We start from the raw sequence: 15,331 nt of genomic DNA, 5'->3' as shown, positions 1-15,331 counted from the left end.
GTGGCGCGATGAGGATCGTCGGCGCTGGAATGAGCGGGTTCCTCGGAACCCGGCTGTCCACCGCCCTGACCGGGCGCGGTGACGAGGTCGTGCACCTCGTCCGCCGGGCGCCCACCGCACCGCACGAGGTGCGGTGGGACCCGGACGCCGGTGACCTCCCCGCCGGTGTGCTCGACGGCGCCGACGCCGTGGTCAACCTCTGCGGTGTCGGGGTCGGCGACCACCGGTGGACCGACGACTACAAGAAGCAGATCCTCACCTCGCGCGTGCGACCCACCACCCTGCTGGCCGCGGCCGCGGCGGGAGCCGGGTTGCCCACGCTGATCAACGCATCCGGCTCGGGGTACTACGGCAATCGCGGCGACGAGATCATGACCGAGGAGTCCGGCCAGGGCACGACCTTCCTGGCCGAGGTCTGCGGCGAGTGGGAGGGTGCCACCGCACCTGCCGTCGACGCCGGCACCCGGGTGGTTCTCCTCCGCACGGCACCCGTGGTCGGGCAGGGCGGTGACCTGCTGACCAAACTGTCGCTGCTCACCAAGCTGATGCTGGGCGGCAAGCTCGGCGACGGTCGCCAGTACCTGCCGTGGATCTCCCTCACCGATCAGATCGCCGCCATCCTGTTCCTGCTCGACGCGGACGGCTCCACGCGGGGCGGGGCATCCGGTGCGGACGCCACCCGAGTCGCCGGGGCGGTCAACATGGCCGCCCCGCACCCGGTGACCAACGCCGAATTCACCCGGACGCTCGGTTCGGTCCTGAACCGGCCCACGCCCTGGGTGGTACCCGGATTCGCCCTGCACCTGATCCTCGGCCAGTTCGCCGAGGAGATCCTGGGCGGACAACGCGCCGTCCCGGAGGTGCTCACCCGGGCCGGCTATGCCTTCGCCCACCCGACGCTGGCCGCGGCCCTGCGGGCCGAGACGAGCTGAGCAACACCGGCTCCCGATGGGCCGGGCGGCCGGTCGGCGGACCGTCGGTCAGGCGGGGTCGGCGGCCGGCTGGTCGTCGGCCAGGGCCATCGCGGCCTGCATGAGGGCCAGGTGGGACAGCCCCTGCGGCAGGTTGCCCAGGAACGCCCCGTCGCGGGCGTCGATCATCTCGGCCAGGATGCCGACGTCGTTGGTCATCGGGACGAGCTGGTCCATCAGCTCGCGGGCCTCGTCCCGCCGCCCGACCCAGGCCAGGGCCGACACCGTCCAGAAGGCGCACGCGACGAAGGTGCCCTCCTCGGCGTCCATCCCGCTGTAGCGGTACATGAGCGGCCCCGCCCCCAGCCGGGCACGCAGGACGTCGATGGTGCTGGACATCCGCGGTCCCCGGTCGAATCCGCTCGCCGCGTGCAGCAGCATCGAGGCGTCGAGCTCGTCGGTGCCCGGGTACCAGACGTAGGCGCCGACATCGGCGTTCCAGCAGTGCTCGTGCACCCACGTGCGGATCCGTTCGGCCTCGTCACGCCACCGGGCCGGGTCACCGGGGATCTGACCCAGCTCGGCCAGCTGGACGGCGCAGGTCAGCGCCTGCCAGCAGCCCAGCTTGGACGACGTGTAGTGCTGCTCCTCCTCGAGCTCCCAGATGCCGGCGTCGCGCCGCTGCCACAGATCGCAGGCCCGGTCCGCGATGCCGGCCAGCAGGCGGCCGGTCTCGGCGTCCAGCAGGTTGCCGTTGACCACGCACAGCCGGACGATGTCGAACAGGTCCCCGAACACCCCGAGCTGCAGCTGGTCGGCCGCGGCGTTCCCGACGACCACCGGCCCCACACCGCGCCAGCCCGGAACGTCCGGGTACTCGTGCCCGCCGGGGAGGTCGCCGGACAGCGAGTAGAACACCGACAGGTCCGGGCCGTGGCGCCGCATGGTCCGCAGCAGCCAGCTCACTGCCGCATGGGTCTCCTCCTGGAGGCCGAACCGGAACAGCGCGTTCAGCGTGTAGGCGGTGTCCCGGATCCAGGCGTACCGGTAGTCCCAGTTCTTGCCGCCGGCCAGCCGCTCCGGGAGGGAGGTGGTGGCTGCCGCGGCCACCGAGCCGTGCGGGCTGTGGATGAGCAGTTTGAGCGCCAGTGCGCTGCGGAGCACGGCCTCGGACCACGGCCCGTCGAAACCGAACTCACCGGCCCAGGCCTGCCAGTTGACGATGGTCCGGTCCACCCCGGCGTCCAGCTGTTCCGGCGTCGACAGGTGCAGCGGTTCGCTCTCGGTGGCGACGAGACCGAGCAGGTGCCGGCTGCCGGGTGCGGTGGTGAACCGCCCGTCGATCTGCTGGTCGTGCACCTGCGGGTCCATCTCGCCGAGGGTGCGCACGGCCATCGTGATGCTGTCGACCCGCAGCACGTCGCCGTGGGTGGTCCGGTAGATCCAGGGTGTCGCCCGGGCCAGACAGGTCCCCGGCGCCACCCGCCAGCGCATCGGCACGCTCCCGGCCACGCCGTCGACCCGGCGAGCCAGCTCCACCCACGGCAGCCGCCCGGCGATACCGGTGTTGAGCGCATCGGTCACCCGCACCACGCCACCGTCCGCAGTGGTCCAGGTGGTCTCCAGGACGTTCGTCCCCGGCACGTACCGGCGGGTCACGGTGAGCAGCGCCGCGTCCAGTGCCGGGGCCAGCTCGATGCGGCCCCCGTCCTGGGCGTCGAGCAGGGCCGCGAAGGCGGGCGGCGAGTCCAGGTCGGGAATGGGCAGCCAGTCGACCGCGCCGTCGCGTCCGATCAGGGCGACCGTGCGGCCGTCACCGATGGCGGCGTAGGACCGCAGATCGGCGTAGCGCTGCGGCGGGACGGGCCGGGTGGCGGCCCCGTCCGGATCCTCCGACGTCGCCCACACGGGTCCGGCCAGACCGTCCGGTCCGGATGTCAGGAAGCCCACGATCAGTGCTCGTAGGGGTCGGCGGGCTGCAGGACGGTCGTCAGCGAGACCAGGGTGACCGTCGGGACGTAGTTGTTCGCCGCCGAGCCCGTCCCGGGGACCGTGGTGACCACGGCGCTCACCCAGGTGTTCTCCGGGGCCGGTGCGGTTCCCTCGAGGTGGATCTGCATGGGGTTGGCGTCGGCCGCGCAACAGTTGATGACCATGCGGGCGATCGACCACCCGCCGCTGAATCCGTCACCGGCCGGTGCGATGAACCCCGTGACGGTGACGGGCGTGGTCGCGAGTTGCTGGGTCGGGTCGTAGAGCGCACGCAGGACCACCTGCTGCAGGCCCAGGTCGGGATTCGTCCCGTCCGGCAGCGGGGCGAAGGCCATGCCACCCCCGGCGGCGCCGGTCCCGGTGGCCGCCGTCCCGCCGTTGGCCCGGGCGGCCGCACCGCCCATCGTGGCCCGCTGCGAGACGGGCGTGTCCGCGGCGACGAGGTCGACCCCGGACAGCGCCTGGGATCGTGCGGTCCGGCTCACCGAGTCGGCGCCCAGCGCGGGCGGGGCGACGAGGAGCAGCACCAACACCGGGACGAGCATCAGCCAGGGCGCCCGGGAGTGGGCGTGGTCGTGCCCGTGGGCGTCGGTACCGCCTGCACCCGGGTGGCCGACGGCCTGGCCGTCGTGCCGAATCCCATGGTCCCCATGGTTCTGGTGGTCGGGGTCTGCGCCCGCCCGGTGCGCCCGGGACTCCGCCCGCACGGCCATGACCAGGCTGAGCAGGCCGACGACCACGAGGATGCCGCCACCGACGAGCAGCAGGGGCGCGAAGCCCGGCTTCACGTAGGAGGTGAACCGACCCGACAGGGTGATCGCGACGAGCAGTCCACCGAGCATGGCCACCACGATGGACTGGGTCTCGGAGTTCATCCCGCCCCGCGACGGCGAAGCCGCGCGCTCCGGGGCCGGGTCGAGCGGGGTGTCGGCCGGCACGGTCACAGTCGTCCTCCCCAGAACAGCAGTCCCACACCCGTCCCGATGACGATGGCGACGACGAAGGTCAACGGTGCGAACCGCACGGTGAACCGACGTCCGAAGGTACCCGCCTGCATGGCGACCAGCTTCACGTCGACGGCCGGGCCGACGGTGAGGAAGACCAGCTTGCCGACCACGGGGATCGACGAGAACGCCGCCGCGACGAAGGCGTCGGCCTCCGAGCACAGCGCCAGGATGAACGCCAACGCGGCCATGAGCAGGATCGACAGCACGATGGACGAGGCGATGTGCTCGTCCATCCACCGGCGGGCGAGCACGTTGAACGCGGCGGCGGCGGCCGCGCCGACGACCAGGAAGCCGGCGGCCTGGGCGAAGTCGCCGAGCATGGTGGAGAGGAACACCCGCCAGCCGCCGGTCGACTCCTGTTCGGCGAACCGCGGTCGCGGGCGCATCCAGTCCGGCCGGCCGATGCGCTGCCAGATCCAGCCCACCACCATCGCGGTGAGCAGGCCGGCGATCAGCCGGGCCCAGACCATGCCCGGTTCGGTGGGGAACGCGATGGCCGTGGCCACCAGCACGATCGGGTTGACCGCGGGTGCGGACAGCAGGAAGGCCAGGGCCGCCGACGCGGGCACGCCCCGTTCCATCAGTCGGTTGGCGATGGGCACCGACCCGCACTCGCAGCCCGGCAGGGCCACGCCGCACAACCCGGCGACGGGGACGGCGAGCGCCTCCCGCTCGGGCATCAACCGGCGGAAGACCCGGGCGGGCACGAACGCGGCGATCGCGCCGGACACCACCACCCCGAGCACGAGGAACGGGGTCGCCTGGACCACGACGGCCACGAACACCGTCGACCAGGTCTGCATGGCGGGCCGGTCGAGCAGGGTAGCCAGCGGCCCGCGGAAGACGATGGCCACGACGAGCACGAGGCCGAAGATCTCCAGCGAGCCGGGGCGGTACCCCTTGCGGGGAGGCGCCGGGACGCCACCGGGAGTGGGTCCGGCCGTCCGGGTGGGCGCGTTCACGACCGCCCCGACCCGGTCGTCTCGCCCTGTTCGGTGGCCGGGGACGTGGCCGCGCCGGCCCGGGGGTCGCCGGGGGACGGGTCACCGGGGAGCACCCCGCCGAAGCGCCGGGTCCTGGCGGCGTAGATCTCGCAGGCCCGCCACAGATCGCGGCGGTCGAAGTCCGGGAAGAGCGTGTCGAGGAAGACGAGCTCGGCGTAGGCGGACTGCCACAGCAGGAAGTTGCTGGTGCGCTGCTCACCGGAGGACCGCAGGAACAGATCGACATCGGGCATGTCCGGCTCGTCGAGGTAGCGGGCCACGGTGCGCTCGTCGACCTTGTCCGGGCGCAGTCGTCCGGCGGCCGCGTCGATCGCGATGGCCCGTGCGGCGTCGGCGATCTCGGCCCGGCCGCCGTAGTTCACGCACATGGTCAGGGTGAGCACCGAGTTGCCGGCCGTCATCCGTTCGGCCTCCTCCAGCTCGGTGATCACGCTGCGCCAGAGCCGCGGCCGGCGGCCGGCCCAGCGCACCCGGACCCCCAGCTCGTGCATGGAGTCCCGGCGGCGGCGGATGACGTCGCGATTGAAGCCCATGAGGAAGCGCACCTCGTCGGGCGAGCGCTTCCAGTTCTCGGTGGAGAACGCGTAGGCCGAGAGATGGGTGACGCCCAGCTCGATGGCCCCCTCGACCACGTCGAACAGGGCGGCCTCGCCGCGCTTGTGCCCCTCGGTCCGCGGCAGTCCACGGGAGCGGGCCCACCGGCCGTTGCCGTCCATGACGAGGGCGACGTGCGCGGGTACCGCATCGGCGGGCAGGGCGGGCGGGACGGCCCCACTCGGGTGCGGGGTCGGTGCGGCGGGACGCTCGCCGGCCGTGCGGGAAGCGGCGGTGCCGGACGGGGCGGGGGTGCGACGGGATCCGATCACGAGCGGGCGGCCACCTCGGGCAGGGGTTCGGCGGTGCCGGGGCCGAACAGCCCGGCGGGGAGGGAGACGTCCACCGGGGCGGGACCGGCGGCGGGAACGGCGAGGTCGAGCCGGGGCGGCTGCGGTCGCTCCGCCGCGGTCCCGTCCGACGGGCCGGCCGGGGGACGCCCCAACGGCGTGGCCGCGGTGCGGTCGACCATCGGCAGGGAGCGCAAACCCCGCTCCAGGTGCCACTGCAGCAGGGCGGCGATCAGGCCGGACGCCTCGCGCCGGTGCACCCCGGTCGAGGTGTCGACCCGGTCCCAGTCGCCGGCGGCCAGGGCGGCCATCAGGTCGACGCAGGACGAGGCCGGCCGGGTGGCGCCGGCGGCCCCGGCACTGCGGCAGGCCACGCAGAGCAGGCCGCCGGAGGCGATGGAGAAGGCGGCGTGCGGCCCCGGCGACCCGCAGCGGGCGCACTCCCGCAGGGCGGGTGCCCAGCCGGCGATCACCATGGCGCGCAACAGGAACGAGTCCAGGACCAGCGAGGGCTCCCGGTCGGTGGTGCTCAACGCGCGCAGGGCGCCGACCAGCAGCAGGTACAGCTTGAGGGAGGGCTCCCGCTCCTCGGCGGTCATCCGCTCGGCGGCCTCGACGATCGCGGTGGCGGCGGTGTACCGCGGGTAGTCCGCGGCCAGCACCGAGCCGAAGCTGTCGAGGGCCACGGCCTGGGTGACGATGTCGAGGTTGCGGCCCTCGTACAACTGCAGATCGACGTGCGAGAAGGGCTCCAGCCGGCCGCCGAACTTGCTGCGGGTGCGGCGGACCCCCTTGGCCACCGCGCGGACCCGTCCGGTGCGCCGGGTGAGCAGGGTGACGATGCGGTCGGCCTCGCCGAGCTTGGTCACCCGCAGCACCACAGCACTGTCGCGGTACACGGTCACCCGGCCATGGTGCCACCGCGGACGGGCCCGCCTCCCGCCCGACGCGCGGCCCGGGCCGGTCGGTCCGGCGGACCTAGGCTGTGTCGGTGACCGGAACCACCGACAGCCCGTCCGCCGCCGCCGCGCAGCACCCGACCCCGGCGGGACCCGGGCACGGCGACCCGCAGCAGGGCAGCTCCCGCCCCGAGGTGACCCGCCCCGAGCCCGCGCACACCGAGCCCGCGCACACCGAGACCGGGCCCACCGACACGGCCCACCCGGACGGCGGGCCGGATGACGGACTGACCGACACCGAACTCGCGTTCCTGGAGTCCGTGCTCGATCTGGCCCGCACGGGCCGCACCGACGAGCTAACCCACCTGCTGGACGCCGGCGTGCCGGTGAATCTGACCAGCCCGGCCGGCGACTCGCTGCTGATGCTCGCGGCGTACCACGTGCACCCGGACACCGTGCGGGCTCTGCTGGCCCGCGGCGCGGACACCGAGCGGGTCAACGACCGCGGCCAGACGGCGCTCACCGCCGCCGTCTTCCGGAACGACCCGGCCGTCGTCACCGATCTCCTCGCCGCCGGCGCCGACCCCCACGGTGGGACCACCACCCCCGTGGACACCGCCCGGGTGTTCGGTCTGGACGCCATGGGACGGCTGCTCCGCCCGGGCTCCTGACCTCCGCCCACCAGGGGCGATCCCGCACGGACGACCGCGATCGGATCCCGGTCGCCGGGGTGGGCGACCGGCATGGGGACGGCACGAGATCCCCCTGGCCAGGTGCACTAACCTGACCCTTCTACGGAGGGGCTGCCGATGTCGGGGGGCGGCCCCGGAGTCCGTCGTCACCCCGCGCAAGTCAGGAGTGGTGCGTGAGCTCGTCCCCCACGGTGCGACCGGCCGGACCACAGGACGCCGAGGCGTTCGCCGCCTGCCATCTCGCCTGCTGGAAGGAGGCCTACGCCGATCTCTGGGGCGCCGACCGCTTCGACGGCATCGACCCGGAGCGCATGGCCCGCCAGCGGCGCAAGGAGATCACCTCGGGCGCCGCCCGGCACTACCTGGCCGAACTGGACGGCGAGGTCATCGGGATCGCCATCGCCGGCCCCAACCGGGACGAGGGCCCCGCCGCCGAGCAGGAGCTGTACGCCATCTACGTCCGCTCGGCCGAGCAGGGTTCGGGGGTGGCGGGCACGCTGCTGGCCGCCGCCCTCGGGGACGAGCCGGCCTCGCTGTGGGTCTACCGGGACAACCCCCGGGCCAGCGCGTTCTACGTGCACAACGGCTTCATCCCCGACGGCGGCGAGCGCACCGATTCGGTCGGCATCCTGGAGATCCGGATGGTCCGCCGCTGACGGACCGGTGGGCGGAGCCCGACCCGGGGAGCACTCGGGTGGGTGGTCCGCGCCGCCGCGGTGGCAGGCTGGGGTCATGAGCCGCGTCACCGTCCGCACCCCCATCCGTCGTTACCGCGACGGCGCCTTCACCTCCCGCCCCGATTCCGTGGCCGGTGAGGAGCCGTTGGAGATCCGGTTGGACGGGGCCCCGCTGAGCGTCACCATGCGCACCCCGGGCGCCGACATCGACCTCGTCCACGGTCTGCTGCACGCCGAGGGCCTGATCACGTCCGCGAACGACGTCCGTTCCGCGCGGTACTGCAACGGCACCGACGAGGACGGCCGCAACACCTACAACGTCATCGACGTGGAACTGGTGAACCCGGCGGCGGTGGCCCCGACGGCTCGCCGGTTCACCACCAGTTCCGCCTGCGGGGTCTGCGGTTCGGAGTCGGTGCACGCCATCACCCACCGCATGCGGCATCCGCTGGGTGCCGGGCCCCACCTGTCCCCCGCCCAGCTGAGCGCCCTGCCGGACGAGCTGCGCACGCGGCAGAAGGCGTTCGAGCGCACCGGCGGTCTGCACGCGGCCGCCCTGGTCCGGCCCGACGGCACCCTCGGCGCGGTGCGGGAGGACGTCGGCCGGCACAACGCGGTGGACAAGATCATCGGGTCGAGCATGCTCGGCGGCACCTTCCCGTTGACCGACCACGCCCTGCTGACGTCGTCACGGGCGTCGTTCGAGCTGGTGCAGAAGGCGCTGCTGGCCGGTATCGGCATGCTCGTCGCCGTGTCCGCGCCCTCCTCGCTGGCCGTGCAACTGGCCACCGACGGCGGCCTGACCCTCGTCGGGTTCACCTCGACCGCGGGGTTCAACGTCTACAGCGGGCAGCAGCGCATCGAGGGCGCCACCGTCTGACGGGTGGCCCTCGTCGCCCGTTGGGGAATCCCGCCGGGGCCCGGTGGGTTGTCCCTGACAGGCGGTGCGCACACCCCCGCGCCCGCGATCTCGCGATCGGTCAGGAGTACCCACCATGACGTCCAGCCCGAGCACCCTCACCTCCCCCGCCGGTGTGCACGACGGCGGCGCCCCGCTGCCCGGCACCGGACCCGGCGAGGGCGGAGCCGTCCCGCTCTCGGTGCTGGACCTCGTCGGGGTGGGCGTCGGGGTCTCGCCCGGTCAGGCCCTCCGGGAATCGGCCGATCTGGCCGTGCTCACCGAATCCCTGGGCTACCGGCGCTTCTGGGTCGCCGAGCACCACGGCATGCCGGCCGTGGCGTCCGCGGCACCGGCCGTCGTGCTGGCCGCGATCGGCGCCCGGACGTCCACCATCCGGTTGGGTTCGGGTGGGGTGATGCTCCCGAACCATGCCCCGCTGACCGTGGCCGAGCAGTTCGGCACGCTCGACAACCTCTACCCCGGCCGGGTCGACCTCGGCCTGGGCCGCGCCCCCGGTACCGACCAGCTCACCGCCTACGCCCTCCGCCGCCGGATGACCGAGGACGGGGACGACCCCCGTCACGACGACTTCGCCGACCGCCTGACCGAGCTGCAGCACTTCCTCGGCCGGGACTTCCCCGCCGACCACCCCTTCGGCCGTATCCGGGTCACCCCCGCGGTGACCGGGACGCTGCCGGTGTGGCTGCTCGGGTCCTCGGACTACTCGGCCCGGCTGGCCGGCCGACTCGGCATGCCGTTCGCCTTCGCCCACCACTTCGCCGGCGCCGGCGGGGCCACCGAGATGGCCCTGGACGTCTACCGTCGCTCGTTCCGTCCGTCGGCCACGCTGGCCGAGCCGTACAGCATGATCGGCGTGACCACGCTGGCCGCGGACGACGAGGCGACCGCCCGGTACGAGTCGATGGCCGGGGCGCTCTCCATGGTGCTTCTGCGCACCGGGCGACTGCAGGAAGTCCCCACCCCCGCGCAGGCCGCCGCCTACCCGTACAGCGCCGCCGAGCTCGATCTGGTCCGTTCCATGCAGGCCACAGAGGTGACCGGGACCCCGGACGCCGTCGCCACCGGGCTGGCCGATCTGGTCTCCCGCATGGGAGTGAACGAGCTGATGATCTCCACCCGGGTGCACGGCGCCCAGGCCCGACACCGTTCGTTCGAGCTGGTCGCCGGGGCCTGGGCGCGTCAGCAGCGTCGGGCGGCCTGACCCCGCGCCACGGCCCGGGCCGGTGGTCGCCGGTGGTGCCGCGCGGGTCGGTGTGACCGTCCGTCCGCTCGGGGGGTCCCTCGCCGGGCCGAACCCCGGGCGTTCGGCCGCCGGGGCCTGAGTTCCGGGACGCGCGCTCGCGGTCTCAACCTCTGCTCGCGACCGCACGGGTCGCGAACGCGCGGACGGATCTTCTCGCCTCGGGCGACCTCACGGCCGTACGAGATCGGCCCGCACTCCAGGCTCGGCTCCCCGAGCGGTATCTGGCGGAGTCGGTGACCGCTCCGTCAGGGGTCAGCCCGCGCGCGAGCGCCGACCCCAGGAGAGTCCGATGCACCGTCTCCGCCCGACCCGTCCCCGGCCGACTCCGGCCCAGCCGCTCAGATCCGCCTCCACCCTTCGTCACACCAGCCCCCGCCGCACCGGCCTCCGCGCCGCGACGGGTGCGTTGGCGGTCCTGCTGACCGTGGCCGCCTGCGGTTCGAGCACGCAGGACCAGGCCGGGGCGCTGGCCGCCGCCCTGTCGTCCGCCGCCTCGGCCGGGCAGGCCTCGGCCGCGGCGGCCCCGACGTCCACCGCGTCCGATCCGGCCGGGGCCGAGACCGGGGATCCGACCACCGGCGAGCTCGCCGGCACCCCTGCCACGACCACGCTCGTGGGGACGACAGCGCCCGACCCGTCGACGGCTGCCGAGACGACCGGATCGGGGACCGACTCCCCCGGGGGCACGGACGACGGTCAGGACGGCACCGGGGGTGGGGACGGCCTCGCCGGTATGGACGAGGAGATGGCAGCGATGTCCCCGGAGTGCCAGGGTGCGCTCAACGGCTTCCTGGCCATCTCGCCGTTGCTGCTCGGCCCGATCACCGGGGGGTCGGTCACCCAGGCCGAGATCGATCAGGCCTTCGCCGCGGCGGACGGGGTCCTGCCCGCCGACCTCACCGACGAAGCGGCCGTGATCCGGCAGGCGGCGCAGGACTCGATCGGCGTCGACATGTCCCGGGCCGCGGAGATCATCGACGACCCGGCGGTGACCGCGGCCATGGACGCCCTGTCCGAGGGCGTCGATCTCCGGTGCGGTGGCGGCTGACCGTCCATCCGGCGTCGACCGTCGTGGGATCGTTGCGACGCGGTCGATCTCGGTCCGGCGGTCAACCGGCCCAGGGCAGGGCGTCCTCGCCGATACCGATGGTCGACCCGACGAGCGCACGCCCGGCGGACACCACGCAGGCGGCCCACCCGCGGACCGGTGCGGCCGCGGGCAGACCGGCGGTGGCGCTGCCGTCCTCGAAGTGCACGACGAGAGCCGCAGCGCCGAGATCGGCGGGCCGGCCGAGGGCCCGTCCGGTGACGGCCTCGGCCAGCCGGGTGCACGACCCGGTGAGGCGGTCACCCAGCAGATCGGCGTCGTCCAGGGACGTGGTGGCCAGGATCTCCGTGCGGTGCGGGTCGGTGCACGGGAGGACCGGATAGCGCACCGCGTCCGGATCGGCCAGGCAGGTGCCGAGCTCGGCCGGGAGGACACGTTCGGCGGAGAAGGCTCCGGCGGCCGAGCCACGGTAGGGCTGCGCACTGCTGATCAGGCAGGCCACCCAGGTCTGACCGGCGGAGCGCTGGAAGGCGGTCGGGCCGGCGATGCCGATGGACCCGGCCGGGACGGGATCCCAGCGGGCCAGGTCCGGGTCGGCCAGTACCGGTGAGGCCTGTCCGAGGTAGCGCACAGCCGGACCGCGGCAGGCGCCGACATCGGGTTCGGTGATGCCCAGGCTCGACTGCCGGGCTAACGACCCGCCGTCCAGGGCCACCTCGACCACCTCACCGAAGTGGTCGCCGGCGCAGTCGACGCGGGTGAAGGACGCGGGCCACGGACCACGGTCGGCCGGATCCCCGTCCTCCGCACCGATGCAGTCACCGATGCCGAACGGAGCGGGGATCACCGCAGCCTGCGGCGTTCCGCCGACGGGCCGACCGATCACGCCCGGGAGGACGACGGCGAGCAGGACGACGAGGCCCAGGAGCAGCAGTCCACCTGTCCGCCGCATCCCTCACGATAACCCTGCGCCGGGAGGGTCCCCGGCGCCGGACCGTCAGGCGGACTTCTCCCGCGGGGTGCGCTTCACGCGCGGGACGATCGTCGGGTAGACGTTCGACCGGACGGTCTCGGCGGTGACCACGATGCGCTCGACGTCGTCCCGGCCGGGCACGTCGTACATCGCCGGGAGGAGAACCTCCTCCATGATCGCGCGGAGGCCGCGCGCGCCGGTGCCGCGGAGGATGGCCTCGTCGGCGATGGCCTCCATGGCGTCCGGCTCGAACTCCAGCCCGACGCCGTCCATCTCGAACAGCCGCTGATACTGCTTGGACAACGCGTCCCGCGGCTCGGTCAGGATCTTGATCAGCGATTCCTTGTCCAGGTGCGTCACCGAGGCGACGACCGGGAGGCGGCCGATGAACTCCGGGATCAGCCCGAACTTGATCAGGTCCTCGGGAAGCGTGTCGGAGAAGACGTCGGAGGCGTCGATGTCGAACTTGGAACGGATCTCCGCCCCGAACCCCACGCCGCGGCGGCCGACACGTTCCTGGACGATCTTCTCCAGGCCCGCGAAGGCTCCGGCCACGATGAACAGCACGTTCGTGGTGTCGATCTGGATGAACTCCTGGTGCGGGTGCTTGCGGCCCCCCTGCGGCGGGACGGAGGCCTGGGTGCCTTCCAGGATCTTGAGCAGTGCCTGCTGGACGCCTTCACCGGACACGTCCCGGGTGATCGACGGGTTCTCCGACTTGCGGGCGATCTTGTCGACCTCGTCGATGTACACGATGCCGGTCTCGGCCCGCTTCACGTCGTAGTCGGCGGCCTGGATCAGCTTCAGCAGGATGTTCTCGACGTCCTCGCCGACGTAGCCGGCCTCGGTGAGGGCGGTGGCGTCCGCGATGGCGAACGGCACGTTGAGCATCTTGGCCAGCGTCTGGGCGAGATACGTCTTGCCACAGCCGGTCGGGCCGAGCATCAGGATGTTGGACTTGGCCAGCTCCACCGGCTCGGGACCCCGATCGGGTCCGGCCTGGATGCGCTTGTAGTGGTTGTAGACGGCGACCGAGAGCGCCTTCTTGGCGGAGTCCTGTCCGATCACGTACTGATCGAGGTACTCACGGATGGCGACCGGCTTCGGCAGCTCGTCGAGCTTGACCTCGCTGGTCTCCGCGAGCTCTTCCTCGATGATCTCGTTGCACAGGTCGATGCACTCGTCGCAGATGTAGACCCCGGGGCCCGCGATGAGCTTGCGGACCTGCTTCTGGCTCTTCCCGCAGAAAGAACACTTGAGCAGATCGCCCCCGTCACCGATGCGTGCCATGAGCCCTCTCGATCCTTCTCCGTGGGCCAGCAGGACCCGGTCAGTGACCCGTGCAGACGCTACCGGCTGGTGGTCCGTCCACCACGGCACCGGGCCGCGACACGGGAATGCAACGCAGGACAGCCGATCGGCCCGACACCCCGCCGGCACCGTTCCGGAGAACGGCACCATCGGGCGTCACCCGTGGTGAGGGTATCGGCCCGAGGGGCGTCGACGGCCGTTCTGTGGCCAATCACCCCGGAACGAGATCCGGTGCGACCCGGACGGGGTGTCCCCCCGCCCGGATCACCGTGGTCAGCTGGCGAGCTTGCGGTACGGCAGCACCTCATCGATGAGGCCGTACTCCTTGGCCTCGGCGGCGGTCAGGATCTTGTCGCGGTCGATGTCGATCCGGACCTGCTCGGGGGTCTTGTTGGAGTGCCGCGCCAGGATCGTCTCCAGCGCCATCCGCATGCGGCCGATCTCCTTGGCCTGGATCTCCAGGTCGGACACCTGGCCGTACACACCCTCGGTCGCCGGCTGGTGGATCAGGATGCGGGAGTTCGGCAGGGCCATGCGCATACCGGGCGAACCGGCGGCGAGCAGGACGGCGGCGGCCGAGGCGGCCTGGCCCAGGCACACGGTGCGGATGTGCGGTCGCACGTACTGCATCGTGTCGTAGATGGCCGTCATCGAGGTGAAGGAGCCACCGGGCGAGTTGATGTACATGACGATCTCGCGGTCCGGGTCGGTGGACTCCAGCGTCAGCAGCTGGGCCATCACGTCGTTGGCCGAGGCGTCGTCGATCTGCACCCCGAGGAAGATGATGCGCTCCTCGAAGAGCTTGTTGTACGGGTTCGATTCCTTCACGCCGTAGGACGTGCGCTCCACGAACGACGGGAGGATGTACCGGGCCTGCGGGGCGCTCAACGCGTCGCCGTGGGCGAGCCCGCCGGGCATCTGGTGGCCGAGATTGTGGGTCATGGTGTTCTCCTGGTGTGCGGTGTCGGGTCCGGCTGCCGGGACGCCGCCCGGCCCGCCGCCGGAGGTCCGACGGCCGGCCCGGGCGCCGGGCTCACTTCTTGGTGGAGGAGGACCCGACCGCGCCGGTGGGCTGGTCGGCGGCGCGCGAGACCACCTGGTCGATGAAGCCGTACTCCAGCGCCTCCTGGGCGGTGAACCAGCGGTCGCGGTCGGAATCGGTCTCGATCCGCTCCGCCGTCTGGCCGGTGTGCTGGGCCTGCAGCTGGGTCAGCTCGCGCTTGGACTGGTTCAGCATGTCGGCCTGGATGGCGATGTCCGCGGCGGTGCCGCCCACGCCGGCGCTCGGCTGGTGCATGAGGATGCGGGTGTGCGGCAGGGCGGAACGCTTGCCCGGGGCTCCCGCGGTGAGCAGGAACTGACCCATGGAGGCGGCCAGGCCCATCGCGGTGGTGGCCACGTCGGGCTCGATCAGCATCATCGTGTCGTAGATGGCCATGCCCGCGGTGACACTGCCACCCGGGGAGTTGATGTAGAGGGTGATGTCCTTCTCGGGATCCTCGGCCGCGAGCAGCAGCAACTGGGCGGTGATCTCGTTGGCGTTGGTGTCCCGCACCTCCGAGCCGAGGATGATGATGCGCTCGCGGAGCAGGCGCTCGGACACGGAGTCGTTCAACGACAGGCCCGGGGTGCCGCGCATGACCGCCGGGTAGATCTCCGGCGCGGCCTGGCGCAGGGTCCTCAGGGCGGCGAACGGGTTGCGGTGACTCACAGACTCACTCCTCGATGTCGACATCTGAGATGCGCAGGGGACGGGTTCCGCCCGCGG

Annotated in this window: 15 protein-coding genes; 6 read left to right on the top strand and 9 right to left on the bottom strand. The window is 72.7% G+C overall.

Annotated elements, in window-relative coordinates; translation table 11 throughout:
* The first annotated feature begins 8 nt into the window (after positions 1–8).
* Positions 9–932, top strand: a complete 924-nt coding sequence (locus J2S58_RS00185; protein ID WP_205254997.1) for a TIGR01777 family oxidoreductase — start codon at positions 9–11, stop codon at positions 930–932.
* Positions 933–980: 48 nt separating this feature from the next.
* Here the strand turns inward: J2S58_RS00185 and J2S58_RS00180 are convergent, their stop codons facing one another.
* Genes J2S58_RS00180 through recO form a run of 5 tightly spaced genes read right to left on the bottom strand, consistent with a single transcriptional unit; the run spans position 981 to position 6,703 of the window.
* On the bottom strand, positions 981–2,819 hold the full coding sequence (locus J2S58_RS00180) for a glycoside hydrolase family 15 protein (protein ID WP_344469961.1): 1,839 nt from the start codon (positions 2,817–2,819) through the stop codon (positions 981–983).
* A gap of 44 nt (positions 2,820–2,863) precedes the next feature.
* Complete coding sequence (locus J2S58_RS00175; RefSeq protein WP_205254995.1) at positions 2,864–3,847, bottom strand: TIGR03943 family putative permease subunit; 984 nt, start codon at positions 3,845–3,847, stop codon at positions 2,864–2,866.
* Entirely contained in the window at positions 3,844–4,872 is a 1,029-nt protein-coding gene (locus J2S58_RS00170) for a permease (RefSeq protein WP_205254994.1), read from the bottom strand. The genes J2S58_RS00175 and J2S58_RS00170 overlap by 4 nt, the downstream gene beginning before the upstream one ends.
* Entirely contained in the window at positions 4,869–5,780 is a 912-nt protein-coding gene (locus J2S58_RS00165; protein WP_306825970.1) for an isoprenyl transferase, read from the bottom strand. The genes J2S58_RS00170 and J2S58_RS00165 overlap by 4 nt, the downstream gene beginning before the upstream one ends.
* Complete coding sequence (gene recO, locus J2S58_RS00160; protein ID WP_205254993.1) at positions 5,777–6,703, bottom strand: DNA repair protein RecO; 927 nt, start codon at positions 6,701–6,703, stop codon at positions 5,777–5,779. Before recO ends, J2S58_RS00165 begins: the two co-directional genes overlap by 4 nt.
* A gap of 281 nt (positions 6,704–6,984) precedes the next feature.
* On the opposite strand from recO, the gene J2S58_RS00155 reads away from it, so the two are divergent.
* The 5 genes from J2S58_RS00155 (at position 6,985) to J2S58_RS00135 (ending at position 11,279) form a co-directional block, all read left to right on the top strand.
* Entirely contained in the window at positions 6,985–7,368 is a 384-nt protein-coding gene (locus J2S58_RS00155) for an ankyrin repeat domain-containing protein (RefSeq protein WP_205255134.1), read from the top strand.
* A gap of 194 nt (positions 7,369–7,562) precedes the next feature.
* A complete protein-coding gene (locus J2S58_RS00150) occupies positions 7,563–8,045 on the top strand; it encodes a GNAT family N-acetyltransferase (protein WP_205254992.1) in 483 nt (160 codons plus the stop codon).
* Positions 8,046–8,121: 76 nt separating this feature from the next.
* On the top strand, positions 8,122–8,946 hold the full coding sequence (gene fdhD, locus J2S58_RS00145; RefSeq protein WP_205254991.1) for a formate dehydrogenase accessory sulfurtransferase FdhD: 825 nt from the start codon (positions 8,122–8,124) through the stop codon (positions 8,944–8,946).
* A gap of 115 nt (positions 8,947–9,061) precedes the next feature.
* A complete protein-coding gene (locus J2S58_RS00140) occupies positions 9,062–10,189 on the top strand; it encodes an LLM class flavin-dependent oxidoreductase (RefSeq protein ID WP_205254990.1) in 1,128 nt (375 codons plus the stop codon).
* Positions 10,190–10,520: 331 nt separating this feature from the next.
* Complete coding sequence (locus J2S58_RS00135) at positions 10,521–11,279, top strand: hypothetical protein (RefSeq protein WP_205254989.1); 759 nt, start codon at positions 10,521–10,523, stop codon at positions 11,277–11,279.
* A gap of 61 nt (positions 11,280–11,340) precedes the next feature.
* On the opposite strand, the gene J2S58_RS00130 is transcribed toward J2S58_RS00135, so the two are convergent.
* From J2S58_RS00130 to J2S58_RS00115, 4 genes are all read right to left on the bottom strand, one after another.
* Positions 11,341–12,231 carry a septum formation family protein gene (locus J2S58_RS00130; RefSeq protein WP_205254988.1) on the bottom strand — a complete coding sequence of 297 codons (891 nt, stop codon included), beginning with the start codon at positions 12,229–12,231 and terminating at the stop codon, positions 11,341–11,343.
* Between the two features lie 45 nt (positions 12,232–12,276).
* Positions 12,277–13,542, bottom strand: coding sequence for an ATP-dependent Clp protease ATP-binding subunit ClpX (gene clpX / locus J2S58_RS00125; protein WP_205254987.1), 1,266 nt, complete (start codon positions 13,540–13,542; stop codon positions 12,277–12,279).
* Between the two features lie 294 nt (positions 13,543–13,836).
* Positions 13,837–14,481 carry an ATP-dependent Clp protease proteolytic subunit gene (locus tag J2S58_RS00120; protein WP_205255133.1) on the bottom strand — a complete coding sequence of 215 codons (645 nt, stop codon included), beginning with the start codon at positions 14,479–14,481 and terminating at the stop codon, positions 13,837–13,839.
* Between the two features lie 115 nt (positions 14,482–14,596).
* Positions 14,597–15,238: a ClpP family protease gene (locus tag J2S58_RS00115; RefSeq protein ID WP_344469959.1), complete on the bottom strand. Its 642-nt coding sequence runs from the start codon at positions 15,236–15,238 to the stop codon at positions 14,597–14,599.
* Positions 15,239–15,331 lie beyond the last annotated feature (93 nt).

It is taken from the genome of Nakamurella flavida (assembly GCF_030811475.1).
GTDB lineage: Bacteria > Actinomycetota > Actinomycetes > Mycobacteriales > Nakamurellaceae > Nakamurella > Nakamurella flavida.
Note: the sequence above shows the minus strand (reverse complement) of the source record. Positions and strands in the feature narration are given on the sequence as shown.

Coding starts and splice junctions, on each gene's coding strand:
- J2S58_RS00140 (WP_205254990.1), top strand. CDS start 9,062: ATGACGTCCAGCCCGAGCACCCTCACCTCCCCCGCCGGTGTGCACGAC.
- J2S58_RS00135 (WP_205254989.1), top strand. CDS start 10,521: ATGCACCGTCTCCGCCCGACCCGTCCCCGGCCGACTCCGGCCCAGCCG.
- J2S58_RS00185 (WP_205254997.1), top strand. CDS start 9: ATGAGGATCGTCGGCGCTGGAATGAGCGGGTTCCTCGGAACCCGGCTG.
- J2S58_RS00120 (WP_205255133.1), bottom strand. CDS start 14,481: ATGCCCGGCGGGCTCGCCCACGGCGACGCGTTGAGCGCCCCGCAGGCC.
- J2S58_RS00130 (WP_205254988.1), bottom strand. CDS start 12,231: ATGCGGCGGACAGGTGGACTGCTGCTCCTGGGCCTCGTCGTCCTGCTC.
- clpX (WP_205254987.1), bottom strand. CDS start 13,542: ATGGCACGCATCGGTGACGGGGGCGATCTGCTCAAGTGTTCTTTCTGC.
- fdhD (WP_205254991.1), top strand. CDS start 8,122: ATGAGCCGCGTCACCGTCCGCACCCCCATCCGTCGTTACCGCGACGGC.